Raw genomic sequence first — 18480 nt, 5'->3', positions numbered from 1 at the left:
CCCGAACTTCCCCGCCTACGTGTGGGCTCGCCAGAAGGGCATTACTTTTGGCTGGTCTGATGGTAAGTTCCATGCAGATGCAGGTATTTCACGCGCTACTGTTGCCGCATTCACCTACCGTGCAGCAGGTTCCCCAGCTGTTTCCGGTGTTTCTTCGTTTACGGATGTGAATCCGAGTTCCGCCTTCTACCGTGAGATTTTGTGGTCTGCTCAGCATGGTGTCATTAACCCGCAGAGGGGTATTTTTGAGGCGACCACGATGGTAAATCGTGGTGAGCTGGAGCAGATGATGTTTATTTTTCAGAACCGCACTGACTATGGTGGGCTGGTTCTAGTCTGAGTCATAACCCCGTGCCCCCTGAGAGTCTTCTTCTCAGGATGCACGGGGTTCGGTTTTTATCGGCTGATCAACCTGTGAAATACCTCAGAACCTTCAAGCTTCTCTTGAGTGTTTCCTGACATCGTTTAGAGGGTTTGATAGGGTGAAAATGTCCCCGAAACCGACGGGGCTTCCAACCACTTTTCTCATAGGGTGTATGCAGATTCAACGGCGAATTCCCTACCCGCCGGTGAGCCGGCACAGCTCCACGAGAAACAACTTTTAAGGATGTATTATGTCCTCGCTTCCGAACTCTAAGTCCTCTTTCCTCCGCGCAGCTCAGGGTTGCGGCGCGCTGGCGTTGGCTGGTGCCATGGTTCTGCCGATGGCCCCGGCGCTGGCTCAGAATGCGGCTCCTGCCGCTGATGCAGCCGTTGCTGCCGCTACCCCGCAGGCTGCTCACCAGGACGCTGCGGATACCCCGACCCTGAACGTTTCCATCCCTGACGGTTACAAGTACGACGGCGTGAACCCCTTCCTCATCACGACCGAGGGCGGTACCGTCCATGTGAAGGGCGCAGGCTACACCAAGGAGTGGCGCGCTCAGCACGGTACCGTGGCGCTGTACATTGCTCCCGCGAACTACGCACCGTCTGGCTACGAGATTCCGACTTCGAAGATGCTGCGCTTTGTGGAGGGTCAGGACTTCACCATTTCTGATGACGGCACCTTCGAGGCTGACCTGAAGGTTGAGGCGTACGATCTTGCCGCCTACTACTTCGTTGATGATGACAACTTCCACGATCCGACCGGCGGCACCAAGTACGATGTCCGCTACGAGATTCACGTGGTTTCTGAGCAGAAGGGCCAGAAGCCTCTGACCGCTCAGGAGCTGTGGACCAGCAAGAACGTGGTAAGCACTCAGGTGCTGAACACTCTGGGTGAGAAGCCTGCGCCGTTCGCACCGCGCCTGAGTTACAACGCTGTGGCTGATACCGCAAAGTCGCAGGATTTGAACGTTGGTGGCCAGGGGTTCAACGGCGATATTCACTCCGTTAAGGGTGTCCAGTTCGTGGTTCGCGAGAAGGGCTCGAACACCCCGGTTCTGGCAACCAGCGACATTATCGAGTTTGACCACCCCACCCAGGCTTCGGCGTACCGTGACGGCAACCTGAACGGTACCGTGAATCTTCCGGCAAACACTCTGAATGCTTCGAAGAAGTACGTGATTGAGGTTTGGGCTAACGACGGTTACAGCGAGACGGGCGAGCTGCTCGCGCCGGTCGTGGGCAAGTCCACTGAGGGCCGCGGTACCCTGCTCGCATGGCAGGACCTGGATCTGAACGGCACGAACGGTTACAAGGATGCAAACCTGCCCAACGCTCAGGATCCCAAGAAGGACGACAACCAGAAGCCTGATCCTTCCGATGAGAAGCTGAAGACCCCCGCAACTCGCGGTGAGCTCGCAGCTGCCCTGTACATCCAGGCGGGTACTCCCGAGGTGAAGCTGCCCGAGACTTCCCCGTGGCCGGATGTGAAGACCGACGACCCGAACTACGCCGCCTACGTGTGGGCTCGTCAGAAGGGCATTACTTTTGGCTGGTCGGACGGTAAGTTCCATGCTGATGCCGGCATTTCGAATGCTACTGTTGCGGCGTTCGCCTACCGTGCGGCTGGTTCGCCCGCAGTGACGGGCAACTCCCCCTACAGCGATGTGGCTCCCGGTTCGGCGTTCTACCGCGAGATTCTGTGGGCTCAGCAGAACAAGGTGGTGCTGAACGCTAGCGGCGCTTTTGATGCTCAGCACATGGTGACTCATGGTGAGTTGGAGACTCTGATTGAGGCGTTCCAGGCTCGCGCTAAGTAAGGTCATTTAGACCGCCTGCGCTTGGCACCCCAAGCCCTGCAGAGTATTGCTCCCGCAGAAGTAATGCCCGGTCTGCACGTTCCCGTCAGGATCCTTGATGAGAGGTTCCTGTCGGGTTCGTATAGACCGGGCTTTACTGTGCCTAAATTTTTGAAGACTGCTTCTTGGTAGCTATTCAGCGGCTATTTTTCAGCGCTTACTTTTCAGCCAGGCTAGTCCATGCGGCGGCGGGTTCGGTGCTTGCCGAGTGCGCATCCTGACCGGTTGCCACGCCGGTGGAGACGGTGAAGTCCCACGGGTCGGTGTTGAGCGCGGACAGCTTCGTTTCGATGCCGTAGCCGCGCTCGGCGAGCAGGGCACGCAGACGGTCAGCCGCCGAACGCAACCACAGCGATTCACTGGCCGGATGGGAGCAATCAATCAGCGCGATGTTGCTGCCGTCAACTCGTGCCGTTTCGCGGAATTCGCTGGCGGGGTGGTGACGCAGGTCTGCGGTAATGTAGACCTGCGCGTCAGTGGCGCGCACCGCGTCGAAGAGGGAATCACCGGCACCACCGCAGAGGGCGACGCGGCGGATCAGCTGGTCGGCGCGTCCCGCAATGCGCAGGCCACCGGCGGTTGCGGGCAGTGCCGCTGCGAGGCGTTCCGCGAGTTCCTTGAGGGTGATTTCTTCAGGTAGGGTGCCGATGCGGCCGGTGCCTACCGCGTGTTCCTGCCCGTCGAGTACCTGGGTTTGCGCTTCGGTGAGCGGTTCGCGATCGATCAGGCCGATAGCGTCACAGAGTGCTTCGTTTACGCCTTCGACGGCGGCATCTGCGTTGGTGTGCGCGCCGAGCAGACCGCATCCGCCTTCGATGAGGGTGTGTAGCACGTTGCCCTTGTAGTCACTGTCGGGGATGAACTTTGCGCCGCGGAGCAGCAACGGGTGGTGGGTGATGAGTAGCTGTGCGCCTTCGACTACGGCTTCTTCAGCGGTGGCGGTGAGGGCATCCACTGCGAAAAGGACGGTGCTCACTTTAGCGGCGGCGCGACCGGCGACGAGGCCGGAGGCATCCCAACCGGCGGCAAGCTGCGGCGGGAAGAGCGTGTGGAAGGCGTCAACGACTTCTGCGAGGGTGGGGGTTTCAAGTTTTTCAGTCATACCTCTATTGTGGCAGGTGGCGCGGCGGTAACTCGGGAATATTATGCAGCCCTACGGTGTTCTTCAGGTAGTGTGGATTTATAGTTCGAGGAGGAATCATGACTGATGTTGTTCTTGCCGGCGGCTGCTTCTGGTGCCTGGATGCGGTATACCGCCAGTTCCGCGGGGTTGAGGCGAGCGTCTGCGGCTACACGGGTGGCGAGACTCCCGACCCTGATTATCGTTCGGTGTGCTCGGGTGCGACCGGCCATCAGGAGGCGCTGAAGCTCAGCTTTGACCCGCAGGTGATTGACCTGGATACGGTGTTGGATATTTTCTTTACGAGCCACGACCCGACCAGCTGGGATCGTCAGGGCGCGGATACCGGTTCGCAGTACCGTTCGGTTCTTTTCTACGCGGATGAGCAGCAGCGTGAGGCGTTTGAGCGTGCGGTGGCGCGTGCTCAGCAGCTGTACCCCTCCCCCATCGTTACGGAGATTAAGCCCCTGGGCGTGTTCTATGAGGCTGAGGAATATCACCAGAACTATTACGCGTTGAACCCGGCGCAGGGCTATTGTGCGTTTGTGGTAAGCCCGAAGGTGGCTCACGCGCGCCGTAATTTTGCGCATCTGCTCCGCTAGGTTGCACGCCCCTCCAGTTGTTTTGCCCCGCGGCTGTTGTTCTTTCTTCGAAAATATTCGGAATAACGACCGCGGGGTTTCTTCATGCGTGCCCAGTTCTCCCAAGCTATTTGCTATTCACATGTGCTTTAGGGTTGCTATAAGGTGCGCCCGGTATGATGGGGGTGTCGACTCACTCCTCCTCATCTGTTGACCTCTTCGAAAGACTGCTGATGACTAGCTCTTCTTCTAAGTCCATCGCTTTGAGCCGCCGCGCCGTGTTGGGTGTGGGCGGTGTTGGTCTTGCCGCCGTGTTGGGTGCGTGTGCGCGTACGGTGCATCCGCCGGCTGATGTTGCTGAGTCTGGCTCGGCGAGTGCTCCGGCGAGCCCCTCTGCTTCGCCGGCGTTGCCGTCTGCGAATAAGTCGTATCAGGGTAAGGTCACGTTCGATAACTTTGAGAAGAACGGCGAGTATGTGCCTGCCACGGCTGAGAAGAAGGCGCAGAATGTACCCAAACCGATCATGCCGGAGAAGGTGCAGGAGCTGAGTATTGACGGTATTTATGCGCTGATTGGTTATTGGATTTCTAGTTTTAATTATTTGGCGTTGACGGGTGATATTGAGCCGTTGAAGAAGACGGACCCGAGCAGCGATTATTATAAGGAGCTTGAGCCGATGGTTAAGCTCTATGAGACGGGGCGCGGCTGGATTTACGATACGAGTGAGCCGATGTCTGTGTACCTGTTGACGGATACTCCCACGCAGATTGAGGGCGACCGTATTCGTTATTTCTGGCGTGCTCGCTCCCTGGTTGATCAGAATGCGAAGAGGCATCTGACGGAGGGCGATAACCGCGATAAGTCCCTTGTGGGGGCTGAGGATTCTCAGGGCCAGGCGATGCGGATTGTTGTGGAGTATAAGGAGGGTGCTTGGTTTATGAGCACTCAGAAGGATAAGGATGCTGATAAGAGCTCGGATTCTGCGAGCCCTTCGGCTTCCTAGTGCACTAATTGCAGCTTTTTGATCTTTTCTCTGCAAAAGGATACAAGTAGCGATATTTGATATCTATTTGCGCGTTTAGGGTATGATAAGGGTGTCAACTCACTCTCTTTCCTTTGTTGACTTCTTTTGAAAGGCTGATAATGACGAGCCCTTCCCTCATATCTACCCGCGTGAGCCGCCGCGTGGCGCTGGGTGCGACCGGTGCCGGTGCACTTGCTGCGTTGACTGCGTGTGCTGGTAGTATCCGCCCGCTGGCTGATGGCTCAGCGTCAAGCTCCGCTTCCGCAAGTGCATCCGCTAGTGCTTCAGCTAGTGCCTCGGCAAGCGCTTCGGCTTCTGCTTCTTCCAGCAAGTCCTATAAGGGCTTCGTAAAGTTTGATAACTTCGAGAAGAAGGGCGAGTACGTTCCTGCCACGGCTGAGAAGAAGGCACAGAATGTGCCCAAACCTCTCGTTCCGGCGAACATGAACGAGCAGAACGTTGATGGCATGTATGCGTTCATTGGCTACTGGCTGGCGAGCTTCAACTATGTGCTGATGACCGGTGATGCTGAGCCGATGAAGAAGGCTGACCCTGCAGATGTGTATGCGAAGAGCCTGCAGGAATTTACGTTGATGTACGAGAGTGATCTGGGCTGGATGTACGGTGCGGATACCCCGGTTACTATGGAGTTGATTAGTAGTGCACCGCAGAAGCCTTCCGGTAGCGGCACCCGTTACTACTGGCCGGGCTACATGAACTACAGCGCAGATGCGAAGATTCATCGTGAGGGTAAGTCTGACCTACCTTTTAAGACGTCTTCTAGCCCGAATGGCAAGCTGATGAAGGCTGCTGTGGAGTATAAGGACGGTAAGTGGTTTATGCTTACCGGCAATGAGGGCTCTTCTGCATCTGCTTCTTCTGGTAGCTCTTCGTCTGTCTAGGCCGTTGTCTTTGACAGCGTGAATAGGCTTCTCCCCCGCCCGCGGTTATGCGCCGTGGGTGGGGGGGTTTCTTTTGCCAAAAACCCAGGGAACACTCAGGGGGAAACCCTGCGGGTGTTCGGGGTCGGCTGAGAGTGCCTCGGGTACGCTTAACGTATATACATTGACGTACTACATATGGTCTTTACCTGCAGGTTTGAGCCTCGTGCTGACGGCTTTGTGGGTGAAGGATCCGACGAAGGACTTCCGATGACTACTTTCTTCACTCGACGTACCGCTCTGGGTGTTGCTGTTGCGGGTGCACTTTCTGCGTTGACTGCGTGCGCTAGCGATATTCGCCCGCTGGCTGGCAGTACCGGCTCGGCTTCTCCGTCGGAGGCGGCGACCACCTCCGAATCTGCGTCTGCATCGGCGTCTCTTTCTGCTTCGGCGCCTGCGAGTGCTTCTGTAGCCTCGGGTCTTCCGTCTTCGGGTAAGTCCTATAAGGGTCCAATGAAGTTTGATAGCTATGAGAAGACCGGTGAGTACGTTCCGGCGAGCGCTACGCAGATGGCGCAGAATATGCCGAAGCCTGTTCCTCCGGCGAATATGAAGGAGCACAGCGTTGATGGTGCGTATGCTTTCTTGAGTTTCTGGCTGGCGAGCTTGAATTACCTCATGATGACGGGTAACCCTGGTCCGATTGAGATCGTTTACCATGATGGTTACGGCTGGGAGAAGTATCCCAGCACGATTAAGCTGTATGCGTCGGGTTTGGGTTGGGTGTACGGTACGGAAACTCCGTATATTGTTGAGCTGCTGACGGATGCGCCCCGTGAGGTGCCGGGTAGCAATAATACTCGCTTTATTTGGGAGGGCTATTCCTATATGGATCCCAAGATGATGCGGCATTACAATGGTCAGCCGGAGAAGGCGACGAGCGCTGATGAGTCGAAGAAGAAGGTGGCGAGGTTCCGACTGGATTACAAGGATGGCAAGTGGGAGTTGTCTAGCGCCGCATAGTTGCCGTATTGCTGAAGGTTCCCTCGCATGCTGACTTCTCATGATGGAAGACCCCGCACCTGGTAAAACGCTGGGTGTGGGGTCTTAATTTTCTGAACATTCGAAGTGGTCACGGGGCTATTTGGTGGCTCTCGGGTAACCTTAAAGGTGTATACATTGACGTACTGATAGGTCTTTACAGGGCGTCTACGCCTGCTCTGGCGCACGGTGTTTTTATCTGTTCTGTATTGGTTCCAACGAAGGGCTTCCGATGACTACCTTCTTCACTCGACGTACTCTCCTGGGCGTGGGTGCGACCGGTGTTCTTGCAGCGCTGACTGCGTGCGCTACTGATATTCGTCCGCTGTCGCAGGGCTCGGGTGGTTCCTCTGGTTCGGCTTCTAATGCTGCTTCTGGCGCTACTTCTGGCGCGGCTTCCTCTTCTGTGAGCGCCTCGGCGTCACCTTCTCCTACTGATGATCACACGCCCGGCTCATACGTGGGCCCGATTAAGTTCAATAACTACGAGCGGAGCGGCACCTACATTCCGGCGAGTGCGGAGGCGCCGGCGCAGAACGTGCCGAAGCCTCTTATCCCGGAGAAGATGAAGGAGAACAGCCCCGAGGGTGCTTACGCTCTGATGGGTTATTGGCTTGCTTCCCAGAATTATCTGATTCTGACCGGCGATGTTGAGCCGCTGATGAAGGCGGATCCTGCGAAGGCTTTTTTGAGGAACTCTAGGACCATGATTAAGCTCTACGAGTCGGGTCTGGGTTGGATTTACGGTTCGGATCAGCCGTACAAGATTGAGATTGCGGAGAATGAGCTTCAGCCGGTTGCTAATAAGCCGGACCGTTATGAATGGCTTGTGACCGTCGCGTATGATCCTGCCGCTAAGTACCACATTGAGGGTGAGCCTGATGCGACTATCGTTGAGGAGGAAAAGACGATTCCTCGCACGACGAAGTTCATCATGGAGTACAAAGAAGGCATGTGGCGCATGCTCTTGGACAACAACAGTTAAATTCCTCTCCTTCTGATACTCACTACTTAAGGATTTTTGATGACGACTTTCCTTTCTCGGCGTGCAGCCCTACTAGCTGCCGGTGCGGGCGCTATTACGATGCTGAGTGCCTGCTCCAGCGATACTCGTCCGTTGGCTGATAGCTCCCCGTCTGCTTCTGGGGAGGCTTCCTCTTCAGCAAGTTCTAGCGCCTCTGCTACCCCCTCCGCTTCTGCTAGCTCATCCTCTGCGGATGGTTCTTCTGAGAAGTCTTATCTGGGGCCGGTAAAATTCGATAACTATGAGAAGAAGGGCGAGTACGTCCCCGCGGATGAGACGCACAAGGCGCAGAATGTGCCCAAGCCCCTCCCTCCGGCGAATATGCATGAGAAAACCATTGATGGCGCATACTCTGCCTTTAGTTTTTGGCTTGCCAGCGTCAACTATCTGGTGCTCACCGGTGACGATGAGCCGTTGAAGCAGGCTGACCCCTCCGGCAGGGATGTGAAGTCTTTCCATGATTACGTGACTTTTTATGAGTCCAATGAGGGGTGGTTTTACGGTTCGGAGCATGCGCTTCAGGCTGAGATTATGACCCCGCAACCTGAGAAGGTATCGGGTAGCGACTCCCTCTACTACTGGCGTATCACGCTATCCAAGGACTCTAAGGCGATGATGCATGTTGAGGGTAAGGGAAACAGGCCTATGTACCAGAACACTTCCATGGAGCCTGAGCTTTCCGACCTGAAATTGTCGTATCAGGACGGCAAGTGGTTCACTTACCCCACCAAGGTACATGGACAAGGCTCTGCGAGCCCGAGCACCAAAGCATCCGATGAGGCTAACGCTAAGAATGCCTAGAGCATCTTTGCTGAGTCCGTCTTAGAGGCGGGGATTCACCTCGCTTACAGGCGCATAAGATTTATGGCTTAGGCCCATGACCCTACGCACTACTTAAGGATTTTTCATGGCAACTTTTCTTTCTCGACGTGCCGCACTAGCGGCTGCTACCGGTGCCGGTGCGGCTGTAGCGCTGACTGCCTGCGCTAGCGATATCCGCCCGCTGGCTGATAGCTCTTCTTCTCCTTCCGGTGAGGCTTCACCTTCGGCAAGTGCTTCTGAATCTGCGAGCGCATCCGCTTCAGCGTCTGCCGCTGATTCCGGCAAGAAGTCGTATAAGGGCACGGTGAAGCTCGACAAGTACGAGAAGAACGGCGAGTACGTTCCTGCCACTGCTGAAAAGAAGGCACAGAACGTGCCGAAGCCTGTTGTTCCGGAGAAGATGAACGAGGCAACCGTTGAAGGCATGTACCAGTTCCTCAGCTACTGGCTGGCGAGCTTCAATTACATGTTTATGACGGGCGATTACGAGCCGCTCAAGAAGGCTGACCCGTACTCCCACTATGCGAACGAGGGCAGCAATGCTGTTATCATCTACTCTTCCGGCAGGGGCTGGGTATACGACACGGATGCGCCGGTTACCGTTCAGCTTCTGACCGACGCCCCGAAGAAGGTCGCGGGCGGACCCAACCGCTACGATTGGCTCGGACGCATCATCTATGACCCCAACGCGAAGATCCACATTGAGGGTCAGGACCCCGCTCCCCTAGTCGATGGATCCACTAAGAGCGAGGCAACCAACTTCGCGGCGGACTACAAGGACGGCGCGTGGTACATGCTCAGTGATGAGGATGCTGATGCATCCTCTTCCGAGAAGAGCAGCGCTAGCGCCTAAAACCCGCCTCTAAGCGGCTGGTTCTGAAAGTGAGGGAAGCTCCCGTATGCAGTTGAGATTGCATGCGGGGGCTTCCTCTTTACCTACGTGCGGTGGCGATGTTCCCTTATGCGTTCATGAGCGGACTTTGAACATGCGTCAGTTCCTTCGGGTACGCTTAAAAGTACACTGACAAACCGTTTAGGGGTTCTCATGCCTACTTTCGTTACTCGCCGCACCGCCCTGGGCGTTGCTACCGCTGCCGCGCTCGCTTCCCTGACTGCCTGCGCAAATGATATTCGCCCGCTGGAAGACCCGAGCGTAGTTGACCCGATGCGCCCTTACAAGGGTGACTTGAAATTCAATAGCTACAAGTCCACCGGAACCTACCGCCCCGCAAGCACCACGAAGAAGGCGGAGAACCCGCCCATGCCCGTTCCTCCCGAGAACATAAAGTCAAAGACGATCTCGGGCATGTATGCGGCGCTGGGCTACTGGCTCGCAGCCCTGAACTATCTGACGGTTACCGGCGACGCTGCCCCGTTCAAGGACGTGGACCTAGACGGTATCTACGTACAGAAGATGAAGATATACGTAGACTTGTACGCGAAGGATGAGGGATGGATGTACGGCACCGATACGCCGCTCTTGGCTGAGCTGATCGAAGAGACTCCACAGAAGGTTGACGATGAGCAGTACCGTTGGAAGGGTATTGGCCGTAACCATAAGGCCGCCGTTCTCCATTACGTACCGGAGGACAGGGATATTCACATTGCAGATACGAGCGGCAGCTCTGCTAATGATGAGGTCACTTTTGTGTTGAATTATCGGAACAATACGTGGATGGTCACCATTGAGACGAAAAGCTCTTCGACAGCTACCCCCGACTCCTCGGGCGGAAGCAATTCTGGCCTCAACGTTTAGGATGCAGTGGCATAGACACCGACACCACGTACGCCTAACAAACAGCACTTTTCGTTAGCTAACGCAGTTTTTGTAGCATTTTCCCAGGTTTGATCCCCAAGAAATCATAAACATATCCAAATACACTAAGGTACTCTGAAATAGATACACCGATAATCTATTGAAGGGTACCTTATGTCTACCTTCGTGACCCGACGCGCCGCCCTTGGCATCGCCGCCACCGCCGCGCTCGCCTCCTTGACTGCCTGCGCCAGTGATATTCGCCCGCTCAGCAACCAGAGCACGCCCGATACACAGCGCTCCTACAAGGGCGAGCTGAAGTTCAACGGCTACAAATCACGCGGCACCTACATTCCCGCAACCAGCTCGAAAAAGGCGGAGAATCCACCCAAGCCTGCCCCTCCTGCAGAGATGAAAGCCAAAACGACGGAGGGCATGTACGCCGCCATAAACTACTGGTTGGCTTCTTTCAATTACCTTATGATTACCGGCGACATTGAGCCCTTTAAGGCTGTGGATATAAACCGAAACGATATCTACAAGGCCGAACCTTTCGTCGAATTTTATGAGAAGAACACTGGCTGGGTGTACGGTACTGATGCGCCGTTCTCAGCAGAACTGACCGAGGACGCTCCGCAGAGGGTTGACGAACAACAGTACCGCTGGCTGGGTGTTGGCCGATATAACAAGGAAGCAAAGATTCACTACACAGATGGCAGGGAACTCACCATGGCCTCATTGAGCAGCGGCCCCGGTGATTATGAGTTCTTCTTTATCTTGGAGTATCAGGATGGCGCATGGACGGTTCGGAATGAACCAGCCAAACTTACAACAAGCTCACCCAACTCAAGCGCGAGCAGCTCCGGCGCCCCCGTTTAGAACCCCGGCCATATCGTAGTCGTGCGAGAATCTCTGGGTCCCGTGTTTTTCGTCATCTACCGCCGCTTTTACGGCGTTGGAGGCGCACACAACATTGGGCTGGCCGCTCCCCTGCGATATTCTGGAATTAGTTCAATACCGGCACATACTTTATTCACCTCAGAAAGAGCCCCATGTCTACCATGTACACCCGCCGCACCGCCCTGACCGCACTGGGTCTGGGCACCGCCGCGCTTCTTGCCGCATGTTCCTCGAAGTCCTCCGAATCTTCAGCAACCGCGAGCGCATCCGCACCCGAGTCTTCGGCATCCGCGAGCGCTACCGCATCCGTCTCCCCCACCGCGGAGGCAACCACCACCATTGAACCTGGCCCCAGCATGAAGGGTGAGGTCGTTCTTGCCGACTACTCCTCCACCGGCACTTTTGAGCCCGGCACCAAGGAGCACAAGGCAGTGAACGTCGCGATTCCCGTGGAGCCGGCGAAGCTGCGTGAGAACAGTGTTGAGGGTCTGCACGCGTTCATTGCGTACTGGCAGGCTACTCTGAACTACCTGCTGCTGACCGGTGACGGTGCACGCTTCACGAACATTGACCACACCGGCGATTACTCGACTGTGGCTGAGTTCTTCCAGAGCATGTACGCTTCGGAGACCGGCTGGGTTATTGGTTCGGAGCGTCCGATGGTTCTGTCGTTGACTGCTGACCGCCCGACCAAGGATACCCGCACCGGCTACTACACTTGGGCAACCGAGATGGTGATTGATGGTGCTGAGGGTGCTGGCGTGTACAGCAAGACCAATGATCGTGTGCAGCCGCTGACTGAGGTGTTCAAGTACCCCGGTAAGCCGGTGGCTGGTCAGATTGTGGCGCATTACCAGGACGGCACTTGGCGTATGGTGCGTCGCGCTCCGGGTACTGCTTCTGCTTCGCCGGTTCCGTCGCTGAGCCCGAGCGCTTCGGCTGAGGGTTCTGCCTCTGCGGAGGCTACCACTGCTTCTGCTGAGGCATCGGCACAGTAGATTCCGGGTCCCCTATACCGCTGAAAAGCCACATGTGTTTCGAGAAGCCACCATTATGGTTGCTTTTCGAAACACATGTGGCTTCTCGCTTTTAGTCTTTCTTGAAAAGGCAGGTATAAACAAAAAGCCTTGATTCCGAAGAACCAAGGCTTTTTCCTAGTGTGACCCCAACCGGATGGGTACGGTGATGAGGGCGCATAATGCCGAGCGCGCGAGGGATTTCATTATGCGTCCGAATGCCACGCCGTAAGAAGTGGCGGGGCCTGATGCCGAGCGCGCGAGGAAATCCATCATGCCCCGGAGTGCCGCGACGTAAGGAGCGGCGCCGTGAGAGGCTCACGGCGGCACCATAGAATCTAAAACCATTTTTCACAGGATAAACAAAGAAGCTCCCCAGTCTTTCGACTGGAGAGCTTCTTTCCTAGTGGTGACCCCAACCGGATTTGAACCGGTGTTGCCGCCGTGAGAGGGCGGAGTACTAGGCCGCTATACGATGGGGCCGTGAGATTTACATCTCTTTTACCAGGTCGCCCTGGCAACACATATAACTATACAGAGGTTCCCAGAAACAACCAAATCGAAAAGCGGTGAAATGAGTCACATATTTTACACTGAGTGCAAGGCCTAAAAACAGACTCCTCCCCCAGTGGTGTAGGTACTCCCCCGACAGCCATCCGGCACCTCCGCAGCGCCCGCCTCCACACCTGCGCCTACCCCGTTCAGGCACCACGGCATCACGGCGTCACAGCATCAAGGGCGCAAAAATGCGCCCCGCACAGTGTACGGGGCGCATCCGCTCAAACTAGAGCGAGAAACTATGCCTTACGGCGACGAAGCACCATCACAGCAGCACCAGCAATCAGCGCGAACGCACCGACAGCAGCCAGGCTCAGAACGTTCTGAGCACCAGTCTTAGCCAGCGAACCCTTGCTCTGAGGCGCAGACTTGGTAGCCGAAGCACTCACCTGAGAATCCGAACCGGAGCCCTTAGACTGATCCTCAGACTTCACCGAAGAAGAGTTCTTCAGCGGCGCGGTCTTCGCGGTGGTTCCCAGCTGATCGTTAGTTTCCTCAGCCTTCGACTGTTCACCCTTGGGCTGCTCAGCCGCCGGCTTCTCCGCTACTGCAGCAGACGCGGAAGGCGATGCCGAAGCATTGGTCGGGAATGCCGGCTCGTCAGCTTCGTCGCGATTATCTGCATTACCGGCATCCTTCGCATCGTTAACAATCAGCGAAACAGCCGAATCGTAATTGCGGTTGGTAGCCACATCAGAACCAGCGGTGACGGTACCGAGCATGTAGCCCTGGCTGTACTGCATGGTGTTCGCCGGAACACGCAGAGTTGCCTCGAAGGAGTACTTGCCGGTGCGTGCGTTGTAGACAAACGCGCTCGCAGGAACGACAGTGGAGACCTTCTGAATGTTTGCCAGTTCGCTATCGGTCAGTTTGTCGTAACCCATCGACCATTCGCCTTCCTTGACGAGGAACAGGCGAATACCTTCTGCCGGGGGCTTCTCAAAGTCATAGCCGGAGACGTGGAAGGTGTAGGGGCGGGTAATGTCGACGGTGCCCTCAGCGAAGTTCAGGGTGGGGTCAATCAACACTGCGGTAGCCTGCTTCGGGTAGCCCTGGAAGGGAACCTTAGCGGGATTAATAGTCGCGGTGGAGGTGAACTCACCCTCGGAAACCTCGGCGTAGAACTTCACGATGGAGTTCGGAACCAGCTTCTGCTGCGAGGAAGGAACAGTCTTACCGTTACGATCCACGGTCGCCTTGGAGGTGTAGGTGTCGGTCATGGTGCCGTCACCGGTCTTCGAGTTCAGCACGTAGGGCACAGCCGCGGTGGTGTTAGCGATATCCTGCTTGTCCACTGCGATGACGGAGCCATCCTCGGTGACGGTCAGGTCGTTAGCCTTACCGCCGTTCATCTCAACCTCGCCAATCACGCGGTCGGTCTTAGCGTCAAAGATAGCGATCTTGCCGGTACCGAAATCGGTCACGTACACCAGGTCGCGGTCCTCGTCGTTCTCCATGGACAGCGCCTGGGTGCCGAACTTGACGAACTTCTTGAACGCACCGGTGGTCAGATCGTAGACGGAGATACCGGAGTTCACGCCATCCACACCCTGGGAGGAGACGTAAATTTCGTTCTCGGAGTGGTCAATGGTGACGTCAGAGGGGCGAACCTCAACGGAGGAGTTCTCGCCGCGAGTCTGAATAACCTGCTCGGTCTTGAAGGTCTTGGTGTTGATGACGAAGACCTTGCCGCCGGTGCGCTCGGGCACGTACAACTTGTCGCCGTCAATGGTCATATTCATGCCGACGTAGCGGGTACCGCCGTTGGGGGCACCCTCCAGCTGCAGCTTAGTAACCTCAAAGGTCTTCATGTCGATAGCGGACACATAGTAGCGGCCGGTCACGAACACCTTGCCGGAGTTGTGGTCCACCAGCACGGAGCGGGGGTGTTCAATCCAGTTCGGGTCGCTCTCGGCGATACCGTGGTTAGTCCAAATCTGTTCCATGGTGTTCTGGTCGAACACGGACAGGGAGTTGTCGGTGGTGTTAGTAACCCACACGGTGCCGGACACGTCATCAACAGTGATGCCGTACGCGGAAATGTAGCCGAATTCGCCGTTCTTATCCAGCTCGAAAGGAAGCGCTGCTACTTCTTCAATCTGAAGAGTGTCTGCGTTGACACGAGCAATGGTGGAGGCGAGGTCGCCGCGTGCACCCACGCCGACCATCCAAATCTTGTTGGTCGCCTTGGAGTAGGCAACCTGGTACTGGCCGGGCAGACCCTGGGTAATCTGCGCGACGGACGCGGAGGTATCAACAACGCGGCTCAGCGATGCGGTGGAAGGAGCCGATGCGCTGGGAGTCGCGGTCTGGTTTGCGGTGTTCGGTGCTGCGAAGGAGGCAGGGATCATAGCTGCGCCAGAGATTGCGAGCGCAAGGGAGCCGACGGCGAGCCCCTTCAATGCCTTGCCCGAGGAGGGAGTGAGGTTCAATGTGTGTCCTTCAAATGTGTAACGGAAGTGCTCACATGCCGCATGCGAATGCTAACGAGACACCCGTGAATATGCGGTGACATATTCGACGGCACGAAAAGCAGAAATGCAGGTAACGCATAAATTTACCTACCTTCTAATCCTCAATGTTTTCCCAGGAAAATACAAGCAGCGACGTGGGCGTGTTTTGTGTTTTTGTGAGTAATCCCCTAATTCGCCTTCAGTATCACGTGAAGGTTGAGGCGCTTCCCCGGTTTTTCCTTGCTCTTGCGGGCAAAAACCCAGGTCGCGAGGGGTATTGTGATGCTTTTATATTTACACATTAATGTAAATGTTTAGGTGAGGCGCGCCAGCGAGATTCACCACGGGTTAAACATTTTCTCGACATTCAAAACCTATATTTTTACAGGCAAGTGCACATATATAAATATTTCCTAAAACCACCTATCCAGCATTAGCCCAAGCGGGCACACAAAAGGCGGGTACCCCTCCCCCAGATTCGAAGAATCCGAAAGAGAAAATACCCGCCTTTCACGCGTTATATCGAGCGTTTAAGCCCGAGAGCTAAACGTTACGCTTTATGCCTTGCGGCGGCGCACCACCAGAGCAGCACCCGCAATCAGAGCCACAGAAGCAAAAGCAACCAGCGGCATCACAGCGTTCGCACCGGTGTTCGCCAGAGCGCCACGCGAAGAACCAGCCTGCGAGGAACCTGCGTCGCTCTTAGCTACCGAGGAGCCACCGCCCAAATTATCGGAACCACCTGCGGAGGAACCACCGTTCTTCACAGCCGAACCGGACTTATCAGCCTTCACAGCATCCGGAGCAGACTTGGAGTCCTGTGCACCGGTCTTAGCGTCAGACTTCTTATCCTCAGACTTAACGTCCTCAGACTTAACGTCCTCAGACTTCTTATCTTCAGCCTTCTTGTCCTCTACCTTCGGGTCAGCAGGCTTCGGGTCAGCAGGCTTCGACTCCTCAGCCTTCACACCGGTCACCGTCGGGTAACCCGCAAAGTCCAGCGAAGTCGGGGTGATACCCACCGGAGCTGCGCTCGCGTCGGTGTCCTTCACGCCAACCTTGAACTTCAGAATGGAGTTAGCCTTCAGCTGCTGAACCGATGCGGGAACGTCGTTACCCTGGCGGTCCTTGCCGGGCAGGGTGGTGTACTCGCTGGCGGTGGTAATCTCGCCGGTGGTGCCGTTGAGCACGTAGGGCAGGGTCACCTTCTCGTCGCGGTCCTTCTTGTCGAGGACCAGTACGGAGCCGTCCTTGAGCAGGGTCACGTCGTTCGCGGCTGCGCCGTTCATCTCGACCTCGCCGATGACCTCGTCAGCGCGGCCGTCGAAGACAGCCACCTTGCCGGTGCCGAAGTCGGTTACGTACACCAGGTCGCGGTCCTCATCGTGCTCCAGAGCGAGCGCCTGGGTGCCGAACTTGACGAACTTCTTGAACTCGCCGGTGGTCAGGTCGTACACGGAGATACCGGAGTTGACGCCCTTCACACCCTGGGAAGATACGTAAATCTCATTCAGCGAGTGATCCACAGCAACGTCAGAGGGGCGAACCTCAACGGTGGAATCCTCACCCTGAGTCTGGATGGTCTTCTCAACCTTGAAGGTCTTGGTGTCCACGACGAAGAGCTTGCCGCCGGTGCGCTCGGGCACGTACAGCTTGCCGCCATCGAGGAACAGGTTCATGCTGATGTAGCGGGTGCCACCGTCGGGTGCGCCCTCAAGCTGAATCTTCTCAACCTGCTTAGTCTTCAGGTCAATAGCAGAGACAAAGTAACGGCCGGTCACGAACGCCTTACCGGACTCGTGGTCAACCAAAACGGAGCGGGGGTGCTCAATCCAGTTCGGGTCGTCCTTCTTCACGCCCTCGTTGCTCCAGATGAGCTTGAGAGTCTGCTGGTCGTACACTGCCACGGAGTTGTCGGTGGTGTTGGTAACCCAGACGGTGCCGTCCACGTCATCAACGGTCACGCCGTACGCGGAGGTGTAACCATACTGGCCCTTGTCGTTCTTCTTCACGGGCAGCTCGGCGAAAGCCTCGGTCTGCAGGGTGTCTGCATCCACGCGTGCCAGGGAGGAAGCGAGGCCGCCTCGCGCACCCACGGTGGGTACGAACAGCTTGTGGTTCTTCTTGGAGTAGCCAACCTGGAACTGGCCGGGCAGACCCTGAATGATGTTCGCAACGCTACCGTTTGCGTCCACGGTGCGGTGAGCCTCGGTGGAGGGGGTGGTTGCGTTGTTGTCAGTTGCCTTGGTCTTGGTGGCGGTTGCCGGGTAGCCCTGGAACTCGCGGGTTTCGGGGGTGACCTGCTTGACCTCGGAGTTGTCGCCTGCGGTTGCGGTGACCTTGAACTTCAGGATGGAGTTCGCCTGAATCTCGGAGGTCTTGGCGGGAACCTCGTTGCCCTGCTTGTCCTTAGAAGGCTTGCTGGTGACCTGGCTGGAGGTGCTGACGGTGCCGGTGGTGCCGTCGAGGACGTAGGGCACGGTTGCGGTTGCGCCAGCCTGCTTGTCGACAGCGACTACGGAGCCGTTGGGCAGTACGACCAGGTCGTTTGCCTTGCCGCCGTTCATAGCGACCTCGGCAATCAGCTTGTCCGCTGCGCCGCCGTCAATCACGCCCACCTTGCCGGTGCCGAAGTCGGTCACGTACACCAGGTCGTTCGCCTCGTCGTTGTCCAGCGCGAGTGCCTGGGTGCCGACCGGGATGAACTTCTTGAACTCGTGGGTGGTCGCGTCGTAGATGGACACGCCGGAGTTCGCTCCCTTCACGCCCTGGGAGGAGACGTAAATTTCGTTCTGGGAGTGGTCAATCGCGATGTCGGAGGGGCGAACCTCACCCTCAGCGTTGCCCTTGGTGTCGAAGCTGGTCTCCACCTTGAAGGTCTTGGTGTCGATGACGAAAATCTTGCCGCCGGTACGCTCGGGCACGTACAGCTTACCGCCGTCAACCAGGATGTTCATGCTGATGTAGCGGGTGCCGCCGTCGGGTGCGCCTTCGAGCTGGATCTTCTCAACCTGCTTGGTCTTCAGGTCAATCGCGGATACGAAGAAGCGGCCGGTCACGAACGCCTTACCGGACTCG

General features: G+C 56.6%; 15 protein-coding genes and 1 tRNA gene. 12 read left to right on the top strand and 4 right to left on the bottom strand.

All coding sequences use genetic code 11. The features are described from left to right. Together HMPREF2605_RS06700 and HMPREF2605_RS06695 are read left to right on the top strand one after the other, a co-directional pair. A partial coding sequence (locus HMPREF2605_RS06700; RefSeq protein WP_210401043.1) for an S-layer homology domain-containing protein occupies window positions 1-340 on the top strand: 340 nt, incomplete at its 5' end. Window positions 341-614: 274 nt separating this feature from the next. Next, window positions 615-2186, top strand: a complete 1572-nt coding sequence (locus HMPREF2605_RS06695; protein WP_070847490.1) for a gluconolactonase — start codon at window positions 615-617, stop codon at window positions 2184-2186. Window positions 2187-2382: 196 nt separating this feature from the next. Here HMPREF2605_RS06695 and HMPREF2605_RS06690 read toward each other — a convergent pair whose 3' ends face one another. Beyond that, window positions 2383-3327: a Nif3-like dinuclear metal center hexameric protein gene (locus HMPREF2605_RS06690; RefSeq protein ID WP_049337723.1), complete on the bottom strand. Its 945-nt coding sequence runs from the start codon at window positions 3325-3327 to the stop codon at window positions 2383-2385. A 98-nt stretch (window positions 3328-3425) separates the two neighbouring features. On the opposite strand from HMPREF2605_RS06690, the gene msrA reads away from it, so the two are divergent. The 10 genes from msrA (at window position 3426) to HMPREF2605_RS06640 (ending at window position 12373) form a co-directional block, all read left to right on the top strand. Beyond that, on the top strand, window positions 3426-3947 hold the full coding sequence (gene msrA / locus HMPREF2605_RS06685) for a peptide-methionine (S)-S-oxide reductase MsrA (protein ID WP_049354791.1): 522 nt from the start codon (window positions 3426-3428) through the stop codon (window positions 3945-3947). A gap of 212 nt (window positions 3948-4159) precedes the next feature. Next, window positions 4160-4930, top strand: coding sequence for a DUF6318 family protein (locus HMPREF2605_RS06680; protein ID WP_065423922.1), 771 nt, complete (start codon window positions 4160-4162; stop codon window positions 4928-4930). A 140-nt stretch (window positions 4931-5070) separates the two neighbouring features. Beyond that, window positions 5071-5853 carry a DUF6318 family protein gene (locus HMPREF2605_RS06675; RefSeq protein ID WP_083324856.1) on the top strand — a complete coding sequence of 261 codons (783 nt, stop codon included), beginning with the start codon at window positions 5071-5073 and terminating at the stop codon, window positions 5851-5853. Between the two features lie 249 nt (window positions 5854-6102). After that, a complete protein-coding gene (locus tag HMPREF2605_RS06670; protein WP_070847489.1) occupies window positions 6103-6855 on the top strand; it encodes a DUF6318 family protein in 753 nt (250 codons plus the stop codon). A 250-nt stretch (window positions 6856-7105) separates the two neighbouring features. Next, window positions 7106-7858, top strand: a complete 753-nt coding sequence (locus tag HMPREF2605_RS06665) for a DUF6318 family protein (RefSeq protein WP_070847488.1) — start codon at window positions 7106-7108, stop codon at window positions 7856-7858. 39 nt (window positions 7859-7897) lie between these two features. After that, window positions 7898-8698: a DUF6318 family protein gene (locus tag HMPREF2605_RS06660; RefSeq protein ID WP_070847486.1), complete on the top strand. Its 801-nt coding sequence runs from the start codon at window positions 7898-7900 to the stop codon at window positions 8696-8698. 106 nt (window positions 8699-8804) lie between these two features. After that, the gene (locus tag HMPREF2605_RS06655; protein WP_005507528.1) at window positions 8805-9572 is read left to right on the top strand and encodes a DUF6318 family protein; all 768 of its coding nucleotides are present in this window, start codon (window positions 8805-8807) and stop codon (window positions 9570-9572) included. 192 nt (window positions 9573-9764) lie between these two features. After that, on the top strand, window positions 9765-10475 hold the full coding sequence (locus HMPREF2605_RS06650; protein ID WP_070687004.1) for a DUF6318 family protein: 711 nt from the start codon (window positions 9765-9767) through the stop codon (window positions 10473-10475). A 174-nt stretch (window positions 10476-10649) separates the two neighbouring features. Beyond that, on the top strand, window positions 10650-11354 hold the full coding sequence (locus HMPREF2605_RS06645) for a DUF6318 family protein (RefSeq protein ID WP_070847485.1): 705 nt from the start codon (window positions 10650-10652) through the stop codon (window positions 11352-11354). A gap of 173 nt (window positions 11355-11527) precedes the next feature. Next, window positions 11528-12373 (top strand): DUF6318 family protein, encoded by an 846-nt coding sequence (locus HMPREF2605_RS06640; protein ID WP_070616682.1) that lies wholly within the window; start codon window positions 11528-11530, stop codon window positions 12371-12373. A gap of 425 nt (window positions 12374-12798) precedes the next feature. On the opposite strand, the gene HMPREF2605_RS06635 is transcribed toward HMPREF2605_RS06640, so the two are convergent. The 3 genes from HMPREF2605_RS06635 to HMPREF2605_RS06625 all read right to left on the bottom strand — a co-directional run. Continuing rightward, window positions 12799-12874 (bottom strand) — tRNA-Glu (locus HMPREF2605_RS06635). Between the two features lie 314 nt (window positions 12875-13188). After that, window positions 13189-15381 carry an LPXTG cell wall anchor domain-containing protein gene (locus HMPREF2605_RS06630; RefSeq protein ID WP_070847484.1) on the bottom strand — a complete coding sequence of 731 codons (2193 nt, stop codon included), beginning with the start codon at window positions 15379-15381 and terminating at the stop codon, window positions 13189-13191. 578 nt (window positions 15382-15959) lie between these two features. After that, on the bottom strand, window positions 15960-18480 hold a 2521-nt coding region (locus HMPREF2605_RS06625; RefSeq protein WP_246828176.1), incomplete at its 5' end, for an LPXTG cell wall anchor domain-containing protein.

The organism is Rothia sp. HMSC065C03 (assembly GCF_001837295.1).
In the GTDB taxonomy this organism is placed as follows: domain Bacteria; phylum Actinomycetota; class Actinomycetes; order Actinomycetales; family Micrococcaceae; genus Rothia.
The sequence above is the reverse complement of the archived record's forward strand: the minus strand, read 5'-3'. Positions and strand labels throughout refer to the sequence as shown.

Bases quoted from the DNA above. Each gene is read 5' to 3' on its own strand.
- HMPREF2605_RS06680 (WP_065423922.1), top strand. From the start codon at position 4,160: ATGACTAGCTCTTCTTCTAAGTCCATCGCTTTGAGCCGCCGCGCCGTG.
- HMPREF2605_RS06690 (WP_049337723.1), bottom strand. From the start codon at position 3,327: ATGACTGAAAAACTTGAAACCCCCACCCTCGCAGAAGTCGTTGACGCC.
- HMPREF2605_RS06675 (WP_083324856.1), top strand. From the start codon at position 5,071: ATGACGAGCCCTTCCCTCATATCTACCCGCGTGAGCCGCCGCGTGGCG.
- HMPREF2605_RS06640 (WP_070616682.1), top strand. From the start codon at position 11,528: ATGTCTACCATGTACACCCGCCGCACCGCCCTGACCGCACTGGGTCTG.
- HMPREF2605_RS06650 (WP_070687004.1), top strand. From the start codon at position 9,765: ATGCCTACTTTCGTTACTCGCCGCACCGCCCTGGGCGTTGCTACCGCT.
- HMPREF2605_RS06655 (WP_005507528.1), top strand. From the start codon at position 8,805: ATGGCAACTTTTCTTTCTCGACGTGCCGCACTAGCGGCTGCTACCGGT.
- HMPREF2605_RS06670 (WP_070847489.1), top strand. From the start codon at position 6,103: ATGACTACTTTCTTCACTCGACGTACCGCTCTGGGTGTTGCTGTTGCG.
- HMPREF2605_RS06665 (WP_070847488.1), top strand. From the start codon at position 7,106: ATGACTACCTTCTTCACTCGACGTACTCTCCTGGGCGTGGGTGCGACC.
- HMPREF2605_RS06660 (WP_070847486.1), top strand. From the start codon at position 7,898: ATGACGACTTTCCTTTCTCGGCGTGCAGCCCTACTAGCTGCCGGTGCG.
- msrA (WP_049354791.1), top strand. From the start codon at position 3,426: ATGACTGATGTTGTTCTTGCCGGCGGCTGCTTCTGGTGCCTGGATGCG.
- HMPREF2605_RS06645 (WP_070847485.1), top strand. From the start codon at position 10,650: ATGTCTACCTTCGTGACCCGACGCGCCGCCCTTGGCATCGCCGCCACC.
- HMPREF2605_RS06695 (WP_070847490.1), top strand. From the start codon at position 615: ATGTCCTCGCTTCCGAACTCTAAGTCCTCTTTCCTCCGCGCAGCTCAG.